This is a genomic window from Nocardiopsis sp. CC223A (assembly GCF_030766825.1).
Classification (GTDB): domain Bacteria; phylum Actinomycetota; class Actinomycetes; order Streptosporangiales; family Streptosporangiaceae; genus Nocardiopsis.
In genome coordinates this window covers 1-13,374 of record NZ_JASFDV010000125.1, presented here as the reverse complement: position 1 = coordinate 13,374, position 13,374 = coordinate 1, and the positions used below count along the sequence as shown (strand labels likewise).

13 protein-coding genes and 1 pseudogene are annotated in these 13,374 nt (G+C 73.4%); 11 read left to right on the top strand and 3 right to left on the bottom strand.

Features of this window, described 5'->3' with window-relative positions:
- Positions 1–317 precede the first annotated feature (317 nt).
- The 3 genes from QJS33_RS29735 to QJS33_RS29725 all read left to right on the top strand — a co-directional run bounded on the left by QJS33_RS29735 (position 318) and on the right by QJS33_RS29725 (position 3,067).
- Entirely contained in the window at positions 318–920 is a 603-nt protein-coding gene (locus tag QJS33_RS29735) for a hypothetical protein (protein WP_306371393.1), read from the top strand.
- Between the two features lie 394 nt (positions 921–1,314).
- Positions 1,315–1,482: a DUF3117 domain-containing protein gene (locus QJS33_RS29730; RefSeq protein ID WP_220564937.1), complete on the top strand. Its 168-nt coding sequence runs from the start codon at positions 1,315–1,317 to the stop codon at positions 1,480–1,482.
- 94 nt (positions 1,483–1,576) lie between these two features.
- Complete coding sequence (locus tag QJS33_RS29725; protein ID WP_306371392.1) at positions 1,577–3,067, top strand: leucyl aminopeptidase; 1,491 nt, start codon at positions 1,577–1,579, stop codon at positions 3,065–3,067.
- A gap of 169 nt (positions 3,068–3,236) precedes the next feature.
- Here the strand turns inward: QJS33_RS29725 and QJS33_RS29720 are convergent, their stop codons facing one another.
- On the bottom strand, positions 3,237–3,827 hold the full coding sequence (locus QJS33_RS29720) for an O-methyltransferase (RefSeq protein ID WP_306371395.1): 591 nt from the start codon (positions 3,825–3,827) through the stop codon (positions 3,237–3,239).
- Positions 3,828–4,149: 322 nt separating this feature from the next.
- Here QJS33_RS29720 and sigE point away from each other — a divergent pair, with 322 nt between their 5' ends.
- The 4 genes from sigE (at position 4,150) to QJS33_RS29700 (ending at position 8,041) form a co-directional block, all read left to right on the top strand.
- Entirely contained in the window at positions 4,150–4,740 is a 591-nt protein-coding gene (sigE, locus tag QJS33_RS29715; RefSeq protein ID WP_306371391.1) for an RNA polymerase sigma factor SigE, read from the top strand.
- Positions 4,737–5,393, top strand: coding sequence for an anti-sigma factor (locus QJS33_RS29710; protein WP_306371390.1), 657 nt, complete (start codon positions 4,737–4,739; stop codon positions 5,391–5,393). The genes sigE and QJS33_RS29710 overlap by 4 nt, the downstream gene beginning before the upstream one ends.
- Entirely contained in the window at positions 5,390–6,436 is a 1,047-nt protein-coding gene (locus QJS33_RS29705; RefSeq protein WP_306371389.1) for a transcriptional regulator, read from the top strand. The genes QJS33_RS29710 and QJS33_RS29705 overlap by 4 nt, the downstream gene beginning before the upstream one ends.
- A 207-nt stretch (positions 6,437–6,643) precedes the next feature.
- On the top strand, positions 6,644–8,041 hold the full coding sequence (locus QJS33_RS29700) for a S1C family serine protease (protein WP_306371388.1): 1,398 nt from the start codon (positions 6,644–6,646) through the stop codon (positions 8,039–8,041).
- A 59-nt stretch (positions 8,042–8,100) separates the two neighbouring features.
- Here QJS33_RS29700 and QJS33_RS29695 read toward each other — a convergent pair whose 3' ends face one another.
- Positions 8,101–9,234, bottom strand: coding sequence for an Mrp/NBP35 family ATP-binding protein (locus QJS33_RS29695; RefSeq protein WP_306371387.1), 1,134 nt, complete (start codon positions 9,232–9,234; stop codon positions 8,101–8,103).
- A 359-nt stretch (positions 9,235–9,593) separates the two neighbouring features.
- On the opposite strand from QJS33_RS29695, the gene QJS33_RS29690 reads away from it, so the two are divergent.
- Complete coding sequence (locus tag QJS33_RS29690; RefSeq protein ID WP_372339742.1) at positions 9,594–10,655, top strand: lysostaphin resistance A-like protein; 1,062 nt, start codon at positions 9,594–9,596, stop codon at positions 10,653–10,655.
- A 4-nt stretch (positions 10,656–10,659) separates the two neighbouring features.
- Here QJS33_RS29690 and QJS33_RS29685 read toward each other — a convergent pair whose 3' ends face one another.
- Positions 10,660–11,118, bottom strand: a complete 459-nt coding sequence (locus QJS33_RS29685) for a GtrA family protein (protein ID WP_306371385.1) — start codon at positions 11,116–11,118, stop codon at positions 10,660–10,662.
- 184 nt (positions 11,119–11,302) lie between these two features.
- Here QJS33_RS29685 and QJS33_RS29680 point away from each other — a divergent pair, with 184 nt between their 5' ends.
- From QJS33_RS29680 to QJS33_RS29670, 3 genes and pseudogenes are all read left to right on the top strand, one after another.
- Complete coding sequence (locus tag QJS33_RS29680; RefSeq protein ID WP_306371384.1) at positions 11,303–12,460, top strand: 5-(carboxyamino)imidazole ribonucleotide synthase; 1,158 nt, start codon at positions 11,303–11,305, stop codon at positions 12,458–12,460.
- Positions 12,461–12,486: 26 nt separating this feature from the next.
- Positions 12,487–12,987 (top strand): 5-(carboxyamino)imidazole ribonucleotide mutase, encoded by a 501-nt coding sequence (gene purE / locus QJS33_RS29675; protein ID WP_306371394.1) that lies wholly within the window; start codon positions 12,487–12,489, stop codon positions 12,985–12,987.
- Between the two features lie 160 nt (positions 12,988–13,147).
- A pseudogene (locus QJS33_RS29670) lies at positions 13,148–13,374 on the top strand (MFS transporter); the annotation flags it as partial.

Genomic DNA, 13,374 nt, shown 5'->3' with positions numbered 1-13,374 from the left:
ACCCGGGCGGGCCCCGCCGTGCGACACCGCCGAGCCTGCGGGGCAGGGCACGGTAGGGGCACCTGCACTCGTGGTTTTGCGGGAGATCGCCCGGCGGCCGCCCGTGTCCTTCGGCGCGAGCGCCGAACCGCACGAAGGCATCCGCCGCACACGCCCTGGGACGACGGGACCGCGGGCCCCGGGTATGCCGTGCATCACATGAGCGCCGTCCTTCTCGGGCTGATCCGTCGTGTTCGCGTGCTCTATCCTCGGTCGCTGTACTCGTGTACCCCCGCCCCATCCCCGGAGCGGGTGCATTCTTTGTGAGGATGTCGAGGATGGACGCAGCAGCCGAGCTGGAGTCGGGAGCCGAGGACCGGGACGGCGCCGCCGCGCCGACGACCTCCGCCGTTCCCGTGCAGCAGGTGTCCCTGTGGTCGCCGCCCCGCTCCGTCCAGGGCAGTGCCCGACGCCGCCGCCGGATCACCGGGCTGGCCGTCGGGACGGCGGCCGTCCTGCTCATCGCCGGCGGTACCGCCGCCGCGTGGGCGCTGATCGGTGAGGACGCCGAGGACGTTCCGAACGCCGCCGTTCCGGCCGTGGAGTTCGTCGGCTCGTGGGCGGGCGAGATGACCCAGGTCGACACGGAGGGCGAGCACGTCGCCGACTGGCACGCCGAGGTCCGGATCGAGGAGGGCGCCGAGCGCGGCAGCACCGCCTGGACCACCTTCACCTGTTCCGGGACGCTTGAGCTGACGGCGACCGACAACGACCGCAGGGTCTACGCCTACACCGAGACGGCCGACCCCGAGGAGCGCTGCGTCGACGAGTCCGAGCTGACCGTCTGGCCCGGCGCGGACGGGCTCCACGCGGAATGGTCCTCCGTCACCCGGGAGGGGACCCGGATGACCTCCACCGGGCTGCTCTCCAGCGCCACCTGACACCGCGGTCCGGTGCCGCCACCGGGCGGCACGGTCACCGGGCGGCATCGTTATCGGGAAAACCGGGTCCGGTGCGGTTCAAGCGCCCCGGGAAGGGGAGGAGACCGGTCGGCTTCCCGTGCTCTCGCGGGGTTTCGGCCGGGACCGATATAACCTTACTGACCGACGATTCCTCGTTGGCCGGTGTGTGCGAAGCCCCCGGATGCCGTGGCCCGTCGCACACACGAGGGCGAACCTCCGAGATAATGGTCGAAGAGTGATTCACGCCCCTTAAGCCACACGGGCGCGAGTCGCACGGAACCGGCCCACGGTTTCGAAGCCGAGACGTACCCAGCGGATCGGCGTCGGTGCTGTGGCCCGGCCACCCGCGAGGAACACGAGAAAGGGGAATGGCATGGCGGCAATGAAGCCGAGGACCAGTGACGGGCCGTTGGAGGTCACGAAGGAGGGTCGCGGCATCATCATGCGGGTTCCGCTGGAGGGCGGTGGCCGCCTGGTCGTCGAACTGACCCCGGACGAGGCCACCGAGCTCCGGGACGCGCTCCAGGGCGTCGTCGGCTAGCACCGGCACCACCGTCCCCCACCCAGGGCCGGATGCGCCCCGACACCCCCGAGGTGGTCACACCTCCCAACGAGTGAACGATTGTGAGCGACCTGTGCCCTTCGCCACGGAGATCAACCCCGTCACCGGGGCCCTCGACGACACCGCGGCCGACCTCCTCGTCCTGCCCGTGCAGGCGGTGGACGAAGGCCCGGCGGCGGTCCAAGGGATCGAGGAGGGCGGCCTGAGCCGGGTGCTCCCGGCCCCGCTCACCGATCTGTTCACGCATTACTCGCTCACCGGCAAGGCCGGTGAGTCGGTCCAGTTCCCGGTGTCCCGGGACCAGGGTCTGGCCAGGTTGGCCCTCCTGGGGGTCGGATCGGGTTCCCCCGACGACCTCCGGAAGGCCGGGGCCGCCCTGTCCCGGGCCGCTCGGGGCCGCGAGCGCGTCGCGTTCGCCTGGCCCGGGGCCCTCGCCGGCGAGGCCGCCGCCACGGCCTTCGCCGAGGGGGCGCTGCTGGCCTCCTACACCTTCACGCTGAAGACCGCGGAGCCGGATGCCGCCCAGCGCCCGGCCCCCGTGATCGACGTCGTCGGGGACGCCCCCGCCGACGCCCTGGCCCGGGGCACCGTCCTGGCCCGCGCCACCGCTCTGGCCCGCGACCTCATCAACACCCCCTCCCGGACCAAGGACCCCGCCTGGATGGCCGAGCGCGCCGCCGAGGTCGCCGCCGAGGCCGGGCTCGGCATCGAGGTCTGGGACGAGAAGGACCTGGAGAACGAGGGCTTCGGCGCCATCCTGGCCGTCGGCCAGGGCTCGTCCCGGCCGCCCCGGATGGTCCGGCTCTCCTACACCCCGCAGGACCCCGACGCCCCGCACGTGGTGCTGGTCGGCAAGGGGATCACCTTCGACACCGGCGGCCTCTCGCTCAAGCCGAACGAGAACATGTCGCTGATGAAGACCGACATGAGCGGTTCGGCGATCGTGCTGGCCGTGCTGTCGGCGCTGTCCGCCGTGTCCGCGCCGGTGCGGGTCACCGGCCTGCTGGCGCTGGCCGAGAACGCCTTCTCCGGCGACGCCACCCGCATCGGCGACGTCCTCACCACCTACTCCGGGACCACCGTCGAGGTGCTCAACTCCGACGCCGAGGGCCGCCTGGTCCTGGCCGACGCGCTGGGATACGCCGTCGACCGGCTGGAGCCCGACATCCTGGTCGACGTCGCCACGCTCACCGGCGCCGCCAAGCTCGCCCTGGGCACCGGCATCGCGGCCCTGTACAGCACCGACGACGCCCTCGCCGGGCGGATCACCGAGGCCGGGCAGGCCGCGGGCGAACCGCTGTGGCGGATGCCCCTCACCGAGGAGTACGTCCCCACCACGAAGTCGCGGATCGCCGACCTGGCCAACATCGGCACCCGCAAGGAGTTCGGCCCGGCGGGCGCCACCGACGCGGCCCTGTTCCTGCGCGAGTTCACCGGCGGCCTGCCCTGGGCCCACCTGGACATCGCCGGTCCGGGCCGATCCATGAAGGAGAGCGGTATCCTCACCCGGGGCGGCACCGCGTTCGCCACCCGCACGCTGCTGCGCTGGCTCGCCGAGGCCTGACCGGAAGGGCGAAGGCGCCCACGGGGTTCCGGAAGGCCCGGCGCGGACACCCGAGGAACGAGGACGGCCGCGTAGGGCCGGAGGCTCCCGTTCCCCGGCCGCCGGGGCGCGGCCCGAAGCGAGCATGGGGGCCGCCGCACACCGTGCGGCGGCCCCTCGGCGTCGTCGGTCAGCGGCGGATGGCGGTGAGGAGGCCCTCGCCCAGCGGCATCAGCAGCGGAATGAACGCCTCGTCCTCGCGGATGCGCCCGATGACCTCGCGGACCGCCGTTTCGGCCGGGTCCGGGGCGCGCAGCGGGCCGTCCGGCTCACCGGGACCGGACAGGACCCCGTGCAGCACCACCATGCCGCCCGGCCGCAGCAGGCGCAGCGCCTCGTCCAGGAACGCCGGGTAGGAGCGCCGTTCGGCGTCCACGAACACCAGGTCGTAGCCGCCGTCGGTGAGCCGGGGCAGCACCTCCGCGGCCGTGCCGCGGATCAGCCGGGCCCGCCCCGCGCCGAACCCGGCGCGGGCGAACACCGCCCGGGCACCGTCCAGATGGACCGAGTCGGAATCCATAGTGGTCAGGATGCCCTCGCGCGCCATACCGCGCAGCAGCCACAGCCCCGAGGCACCGTACCCGGTCCCGATCTCGACCACCGACCGGGCGCCGATCGAGGCGGCCAGGAACCGCAGGGCGGACCCCGCCGACGGATCCACGGCGGGGGCGAGCGATCCCGCCGCCGCGTCGTAGGCGTCGGCGAGCGCATCGTCCCGCAGTGCCTCCTGCTCGAACCGGGCCTGCTCGGTGCGGACCCAGCCGAGCCGGGCCGCTGTCTCTTCCACGCCGGTGATGACGCCCTCCCGCTGCGATGGTCTGTGAGAACTGTGGCCGGGGCGTCCGACCGGCGTAGAGTCACCCACCGTGGAAGGATGATCGCGATCGGGTCACGGCCAAGAGAAAGCCTAACGTGATCCGGTGGGCGGACCGAGCGTGGCGACGGGAACTTAATCGGCGTCCGTCGGCGTTGAACCGGGAGGAACGTACGTTGATCACCACGAAGCAGTACTCCCCCCGAGCGCACTGCGGCGCTTCGACGGGATGAAGGGAGAAGCGGTGCCAGAAACCGGCCCTGCCGCGGAGTTCGAGGCGTGGGAGCCGCCGAGCTGGGACGAGGTCGTCCGCACCCACTCCCCCCGGGTGTACCGACTCGCCTACCGGCTGACCGGCAACAAGCACGATGCCGAGGACCTCACCCAGGAGGTCTTCATCCGGGTCTTCCGCTCCCTCGCCAACTACACCCCCGGGACCTTCGAGGGGTGGCTGCACCGCATCACCACCAACCTCTTCCTGGACATGGCCCGGCGCAAGGCCCGCATCCGCTTCGAGGGCCTGGCCGACAACGCCGACGAGCGCCTGGAGGGCCGTGAGCCCTCGCCCGCCCAGCGCTACGACGACCGGCACTTCGACGCCGACGTCCAGGCCGCCCTGGACGCGCTGCCCGCGGAGTTCCGCGCCCCCGTCGTCCTCTGTGACATCGAAGGCCTCTCCTACGAGGAGATCGCCGCGACGCTCGGCGTCAAACTCGGCACCGTGCGCAGCCGTATCCACCGGGGCCGCGCCCAACTGCGCCGCGCCCTGGAGCACCGACGGTCCCTGGCCGCCGCTGAGAACACCGGGGAGGCGGAGTGAGCAGAGAACACCTGGGAGAGCGACTCTCCGCGCTCATCGACGGGGAACTGGGCCCCGCCGACCACGAGAGCGCCCTCATCCACCTGGCCAAGTGCGAGAGCTGCCGGTTCGAGGCGGACATGATGCGTCGGCTCAAGCGCCGGCTGCACGGTCTGGGCGAGCCCGAGCCCGACCTCGACTTCATGGGGCGCCTCGTGGGACTGTCCCGGGGGGACGGCCCGGGGGGTCCGGACCGGGGCCCTTCTGAGCCGCCGTCCGGAGGCGCGGGCTTCGGCTCCCGTCCGCCTCTGGGCTCCTCCCGCCCCCTCGGCGGCTTCCCGGACCCGGGGCCCACTCCTCCGCCGGCCCCGCTGCTGACCGAGGAGACCGTGGTCCCCCCGGAGCGGCGCACCCGCCGCCGCGGCGAGCGGTTCTCCCACCTGTTCCCCACCCTCCCCGGCGGCCGTTACGCGGTCGCGGGGGTCGCGGTCGCCACGGCCCTGCTGGGCGGCGCGTTCGTCGCCGGCGGGGAGACCGGTGACGCCCCGGTGGTGGAGCCCCGCCTGTCGGACTTCGCGGTCGAGCACGCGGTGACCAGCCGGGTCATCCCGGTCGTGGACACCCCGCCGTCCCAGGCCCACTCCGGGCCCGGACCGGATCTGCCGACGCGGTGAACGCGGGGGGACCCTCCGCGCACCCGGTACCGGCCGCCGTCGCGGCCGTGGTGCTCCTGTGCCTGCTGTTGACCGGCGGTGCCCACCCGTGCGCCGACGCGGTGCCCGGGGACGGCCCCGACGACGGCATGGCCGTGCTGCGCCGCTCGGCCGCCGGCGACGTCGCCTACACCGCGATCCGGGAGATGACCGGGGAGGCGGGGCACGGCACCCCGCCCACCCGGGTGGTCGACCGCCCGGGGGACGGTGTGGCGCTCATCCCGATGACCGGGGGCGCGGATCCCTTCGTGGTGGCCGACAGCCCGTTCAAGGAGCTCGACGAGCGGCTGCTCGCCACCCTGGAGCGCGTCTACACGGTCACCGAGGCCGGAGTCGGGGAGGTGGACGGCCGTCCCGCGCACACGGTGGAGGCGGTCCGCGCCAACGGCACGGTCGCGGGCCGGTTCTGGGTGGACGTCGACACCGGCGTCCTGGTGGGCGGCTCGGTGTACGGTCGCGACGGCCGGGACGTGCTCGGCTTCCGGCTGACCGATCTGGAGCCGGGCGACCGGCACTGGCCGGAAGAGGTCACCGAGGACTCCCCGTGGGGGGACGTTCTGACCCCGGGCGAACGTGAGGCGCTGCGCGCGGACGGCTGGGTCCTGCCCGAGAACCTGGCCTGGAACCTGAGCCTGATCGACGCGCGCGCCACCGTCCACGCCGGACACAAAGTCGTCCACGCGGTCTATTCGGATGGATTGTCGCAGGTGTCGGTCTTCTCCCAACGTGGGAAGCTGGACGAAGACGCCCCGAACGGGGTCCGCGGCGGATCCACCGGAACCGGAACCGGGGGAACGGGCGTCACACCACAACATGAAACGATCTTCGGCGGCGACGGCGGCCGGTACCACGGCATGTGGCAGGCGGACGGGTTCGTCTACACGGTCCTGGCCGACGCACCGACGGACCTGACCGCCTCGGCGGTGACGGCCCTGCCCGGACCGGACGACTCCGGTTTCTGGTCCCGGGTCCACCGGGGCATGTCACGCCTGGGGCTGCTGTAGGCCCTCGCCGCGCCCGACCGAAAGCCACAGCGACACACGGAGCAGGTCTTGACTGAGGAAAACGGCCGTTCGGAACAGGGGAGCGGCCCGGGACGGCCTACCCCGCCGGGCGGCACGCCCCCCGGCTTCGGCGTACCCGAACCGACGTCGGGCACCGCGCTCCCCGCTCACCGCCCCCACGCCTCGCCTCCCGGCAGTGGAGAACCCATGCATCCCGATCCCCAGGGCCGCCCTCCCTTCGGCGCCCCCGAGCCCGTCCCCGGCCACCCTCCCACCGGCCGGCACCCCTCCGGCCCCACCGCCCCCTCCGGCCCCACCGGCAGGCAGGCCCCCTTCGGCACCGGCGACCCCAACGCCCCCGGTGCGCCCGCGGCACCCCCGGGGCCCGGGTTCGCGGCGCCGACGAGCCAACAGGCGTCGTTCGGGCCGGGCGGACCCGGCGGTCCGGGGACCGGCGGCGCCGGCGACCCCGCCGGGGCGGACCCGGCAGGGCCGTACGCGTACGCGGCTGCGGGCGCGCAGCGCCGGGAGAAGCGCGGCATCCCCGCGTGGATGGCGCTCAGCGGCATGCTGGTCGTCGCCATCATCGCCGGCGGCGCCGGCGGTGTGGCGGGCGGGGCCTTCGCGGGCGGCACCGTCCAGGAGGCCCCGGCCCAGGCCGAGGGCCCGACCATGAACGAGCCCCCGCCGGAGGCGCCCCAGCGCGACCCCGACACCATCGCGGGCGTCGCACAGCGGGTGAGCCCCAGCGTGGTGTCCATCCGCAGCGCCGACCGGAGCATCATGGGCGGCGGCTCCGGGTTCATCATCGAGGGCGACTACGTCGTCACCAACGACCACGTCTCCTCCGAACTGGAGGGTGACGGCATCCTCGTGGAGTACAGCGACGGCAGCCTCTCCCCGGCCACCGTCGTGGGCGCCGACCCCAGCTCCGACCTGGCGGTGCTCTCCCTGGAGGACCCCATCGACGTGGAGCCCCTGGAGTTCGGCGACTCCGAGCAGGTCATCGTGGGCGACGAGGTCATCGCCATCGGTGCGCCCCTGGGCTACTCGGGCACCGTCACCCAGGGCATCATCAGCGCCGTCAACCGCCCGGTGACCTCCGGCGACGGACCCAACGCCAGCCGGTTCTACGCGCTCCAGACCGACGCGGCCATCAACCCCGGCAACTCCGGCGGGCCGCTGGTGGACACCCGGGGCCGGGTCATCGGCGTCAACTCGATGATCGTGACCATGGGCTACGCGGGTGAGAGCGCCGGCAACATCGGCCTGGGCTTCGCCATCCCCTCCCTGGAGGTCGAGCGGGTCGTGCAGCGGCTCATCGAGGACGGCCAGGCCACCTACGCCGACCTCGGCGCCGAGATCGATGTCGAGCGCACCCTGGCGGGCGCGGCCGTCGAATCGGTCGAGTCCGGCGGTGCCGCGGACCGGGCCGGCCTGCGCTCGGGCGACGTCATCATCAGGTTCGACGGCCGCACGGTCAACTCCGGCCAGGAACTGCTGGCGATGATCCGCGACCGCTCCCCGGGCGACGAGGTCGAGGCCGAGTACGAGCGCGGCGGGAACACCGAGTCCACCACGATCACCCTCGACTCCAGCGACTGACCGCGGACGGCGGAGGCCCCCGGGCGCACCCGGGGGCCTCCGCCGTCCTCCGCGCCCTCTTACCTGCGCATGGGGGAGATGCCGAGCTGCATCCCGGCCAGGCCGCGCGGGCGGCCCACCAGGCTGTCGGCGATCGACTCGATGATCTTGGACGCCTCGGCGTCGGGGTCGGTCAGGACCAGCGGCCTGCCCTCGTCGCCGCCCTCGCGCAGACGCGTGTCGAGCGGGATCTGGCCCAGCAGCGGGATGTTCGTGCCCAGCGTGCGGCCCAGGGCGTCGGCGACGGTCTGCCCGCCGCCCTCACCGAAGAGGGGGATCCTCTCGCCGGCGTGCTCGTAGTACGACATGTTCTCGATCACGCCCGCCACCCGCTGGTGGGTCTGGGCGGTGATGGAGCCGGCGCGCTCGGCGACCTCCGCGGCGGCCTGCTGCGGGGTGGTCACCACCAGCAGCTCGGCGGTCGGCAGCAGCTGCGCCACGGAGATGGCGATGTCGCCGGTCCCCGGGGGCAGGTCCATGAGCAGGACGTCGAGGTCGCCCCAGTACACGTCCGACAGGAACTGCTGTAGGGCGCGGTGCAGCATCGGCCCGCGCCACACCACCGGGGTGTTGCCCTGGGTGAACATGCCGACCGAGATGACCTTGATGTCGTGCGCGGTCGGCGGGATGATCATGTCCTCGACCTTGGTCGGGAAGTCCGACGCGCCGAGCATGCGGGGCACCGAGTGCCCGTAGATGTCGGCGTCGACGACACCGACCTTGTGCCCCTGGGCGGCCATGGCGGCCGCGAGGTTGACGGTGACGGACGACTTGCCGACGCCGCCCTTGCCGGACGCGACCGCGAAGACCTTGGTGAGCGAGTTCGGCTTGGCGAAGGGGATCTCCTTCTCCGCCTGGCCGCCGCGCAGCTTGGTCTGTAGCTCCTTGCGCTGCTCGTCGCTCATCACGTCGAGTTCGACGCGCACGGAGGTGACCCCGGCGACCTTGGTCACCGCTTCGGTCACGTCCTTCTCGATACGGCCGCGCATGGGACACCCGGCCACCGTCAGGTAGATGCCGACGTGCACGGAACCGTCGTCGCCGATGTCGACGCTCTTGACCATTCCGAGGTCGGTGATGGGACGGCGGATCTCCGGGTCTTGCACCGTGGCCAGGGCCTTGTGCACCTGATCGGTGGTTGGTGTGGAGGACATGTGCCCAATCGTAGGTCAGCGGGACGGGGTACTCGGTCCGCGGTCTGCCCCCAACGGACCTTTCATTCCAACGAAGGGGGGTCGCCCCGCTATTCCATGCCGGGTCAGCATGTCCGCCGGTGGCGGCCCGCCCGGATCCGCACCGTGACCGTCCGATAACGGCGCGGACTTAACGCAGGCAATACATGGCCGGATAGTAACCTCAGCGCACGATGGGAAATGTTCCGCCACCGCCGGGTTCGTCCTGGCCCGCCGCCCCGGGGGGGCCGGACGGGCAGGCGTCGCGGACCCATGCCCAGGAGCAGACCTGGGCGGGGCCGCCCGGGGGAGGGCGGCTGACCCCGCCCGAGGGGCACCCCGTGGTGAACGCCGACCGCGGTGTGTGGGCATGGCCGCCACCGAGACCGGTGCGGACCAGGCAGGCCCACCCGTTCGCCCCCGCCGCGGTGCCGGAGGGTGAGCCCTATCACAGACTCGGGCGGACCCCGTGGCACCGCTGGTGGACACCGCTGCTGACCCTCTCGGTGCTCGGCGTCCTGGCGTTCTTCCTGTGGGTGGCGATGGCGCTGGCCGTCACCCTGGTCGCGGTGCTGGGCGGCAGCGGCCTGGCCCCGGATTCGGTGAGGGTCGGCGAGATCGCCGGGCTCGCCTTCGGGCTCACCACCTCGGCCCTGTTCGTTCCCATCACCGTCTTTCTGGTGCGGGTGGTGCAGTGGCGCCGCGTGGGCTCGCTGATGTCGGTGGCGGGGCGTACCCGCTTCCGCTGGCTGCTGCGCTGCGCGGCCCTGGCGGTCGTCCCGGTGATGCTGAGCACGGCCGCCTACCTCCTGCTGGCCGACCGGTTCGGCACGGTCCCGGTCACGGCCGAGGCGGCCGGGGACGGCCGGGTCCTGCTCGCCGCACTGGCGGTCATCGTCCTGCTGGTGCCGTTCCAGTCGCTGGCCGAGGAGCTCACGCTGCGCGGCCTGGTCATCCAGTTGGTGGGCGCGCTCGGCGCCCGCCCGGGCGAGCCCGCGGGCTCCGGTCCGGTCGCCCGCGTCCTGCGCTCGCCCTGGCCCGCGGTGCTGGCCGGGGGCACGCTGTTCCCCGCCGTCTACGCCTCGACCCACCAGGACCGGCCCTGGACCGTCGCCGCACTGACGGTGCTCGGGCTGGCGCTGTCCTGGCTGACCTGGCGCACCGGTGGCCTGGAGGCCGCGATCGGCCTGCACGTGGTCGCCGCGCTGGTGCAGTTCACCCTCACCGTCCTGGCGGGCGGCATCACCGCCATCGGGACCGGTGCCGTCCTGGGCGCGGGGCTGGCCCCGGGGACGGGGACCCCGCTGGTGCTGGTGCTCACCGCCGCCCAGACCGGGCTCTACGTTCTGCTGGTCCGCGGGGCGGCCCGCCGTGCGGGCCTGAGCCGCCTCTCGGCGGTCTGACCCATCAGACGCTCTCCCGGGCCTCGGCCGGCCGCTCCGGGAACACCCATGTCCGGTAGGAGAAGAACCGGAACAGCGTGCCCAATCCCACACCCACCACGTTGCCCGCGATGTTGCGCGACAGCGGGTCGTCGAACCCCAGCACGTACACCGAGAACGCCTGGCAGCCCAGCTGGATGAGCAGCCCCACCCCGTTCATCGCCAGGAACAGCAGCGTCTCCCGCCCGTACCCGGTCCGGGCCCGGTCGGCGAACGTCCAGAACCGGTTCCCCACGAACGCCACCGCGATCGACACCAGCGTCCCCAGGACCTGCCCGGGCAGCGCGTCCATCCCCGCCACCTCCCACAGGAGGTTGGTGACGGCCAACTGCACCACGTACGCCACGGCCCCCACGGAACCGAACTTGCCCAGCTGGGCGATGAGCGCGGCGAGCCGCGGATGCCGGGTGAGGAACGCGCGCACGGGGCCTCCGGGATGGGGATCACCAGCGGTGACGGGGCGGCTCGGACGGGGCCTTCGGCACACCCTAGACTTCTGACCGGGGGTAGGAGCAACCCCGGCCGCGGGTTCCGAGCCGTTCCGGCCAGGCTCCGTCGCGCGCGGAGCCGTCCCGTCACCGCGGTTCGAGCAGATGAGTTGAGGAACTGTGAGCGAGCGTAACCGCACCGTCCCCCGCGTGGGAATGGTGGGAGGGGGGCAACTCTCCCGCATGACCCACCAGGCCGCGATCGCGCTGGGCGTGGACTTCGGGGTCCTGGCCGCCGGTCCCACCGACAGCGCGGCCCTGGTCTGCGGGAACGTCACCCTGGGCGACGACCGCGGATTGGACGACGTCCTGGCCTTCGCCAAGGCCAACGACGTGGTGACCTTCGACCACGAACACGTCCCCGAGCGGGTGCTGCGCGCCGTGGAGGAGGCGGGCGGCCTGCTGCGCCCGGGCCGCGACCCGCTGCGCTTCGCCCAGGACAAGCTGCGCATGCGCACCCGCCTCACCGAGCTGGGCGCCCCGGCCCCGCGGTGGCGCGCCGTCACCGCACCGGAGCACGTCACCGCGTTCGCCGCCGACACCGGCTGGCCGGTCGTCCTCAAGGCCGCCCGCGGCGGCTACGACGGCAAGGGCGTGTGGGTGGTGGACGACGCCGACGAGGCCGCGCGGGTCGTGGCGCGCGCCGCCGCCGAGGACGTCCCGCTGCTGGTGGAGGAGAAGGTCGCGTTCGAACGCGAACTCGCCGTCCAGGTGGCCCGCTCCCCGCACGGCCAGGTCGCCGTCTACCCGGTGGTGGAGACCGTGCAGCGCGGCGGCATCTGCCACGAGGTGATCGCCCCGGCCCCGGGCCTGCCGGAGGAGAAGGCCACCCGCGCCCAGCAGCTGGCCATCGAGATCGCCCACGCCCTGGACGTCACCGGCGTGCTCGCCGTGGAGCTGTTCGAGACGGCCGACGGCGTGGTCGTCAACGAGCTGGCGATGCGCCCGCACAACTCCGGCCACTGGACCATCGAGGGCGCCCGCACCTCCCAGTTCGAGCAGCACCTGCGCGCCGTGCTGGACCTGCCGCTGGGCTCGCCCCGCACCAATACCCCCTACACCGTCATGGCCAACCTGCTGGGCGGCGACGACCCCGAGGTCTACCGCCGCTACCTGCACGTGATGGCCGTCGACCCGGAGATCAAGATCCACTTCTACGGCAAGGACGTGCGTCCGGGCCGCAAGATCGGGCATGTGACCGTGACCGGCGACGATCACCGCGACCTGCTGGAGCGGGCCCGCGCCGCCGCCGACTACCTGCGAGGAGACGACCAGTGAGCAAGGACCCCGTGGTGGGCATCGTGATGGGCTCGGACTCCGACTGGCCGGTGATGCGGGAGGCGGCCGAGGCCCTGCGCGAGTTCGACGTCCCCTTCGAGGCCGACGTGGTGTCGGCGCACCGGATGCCGCACGAGATGGTGTCCTACGGCGCCGACGCGGCGGGCCGGGGCCTGAAGGCGGTCATCGCCGGGGCGGGCGGGGCCGCCCACCTGCCGGGCATGCTGGCCTCGGTGACGACGCTGCCGGTGATCGGCGTCCCGGTGCCGCTCAAGTACCTGGACGGGATGGACTCGCTGCTGTCCATCGTCCAGATGCCCGCCGGGGTGCCGGTGGCGACGGTGGCCGTGGGCGCGGCGCGCAACGCGGGGCTCCTGGCGGTGCGGATGCTGGCGATGCACGACCCCCTGCTGGCGGAGAAGATGGCGAAGTTCCAGGTGGAGCTGCGCGAGCAGGCGCACGCCAAGGGCGAGCGGCTGCGCCGCGAGGCCGCCGAGGGCTCCCGGCCGACCGGCTTCGGCCTGTAAGCGGGTGTTCCGACGCCCCGGCGCCCGTGCGGGCGCCGGGGCGTCGCCGTGTTCCTCGCGAGCGCGCGGTGGGGGCGCGCAGTCCGGCCGGCGCCCGGTCCACCGTGGGCAGGGACGACGGGGCCATCAGGTACTGGAGCACGTATCCGGCCACGAGGTCGTGGACCGTGGAGCCGGTGCCGGCGACCGTGGCCTCGTCGAGTTCGTCCGAGGGGACGTCCAGGACGAGCGCGGCCCGCTCCCGGCGGCCGGCATCTCCGAGACGAGCACCGAGTCCGGCACGGCCCTGGGCATCCCGGTCCTGGGCACGGCGGACGCCGGCCTCTACCGCGGCGCCGTGCGGGCCGGGGGCGTCACCGGTCCGGCCGCCGAGGCGGTCCCGGGGCC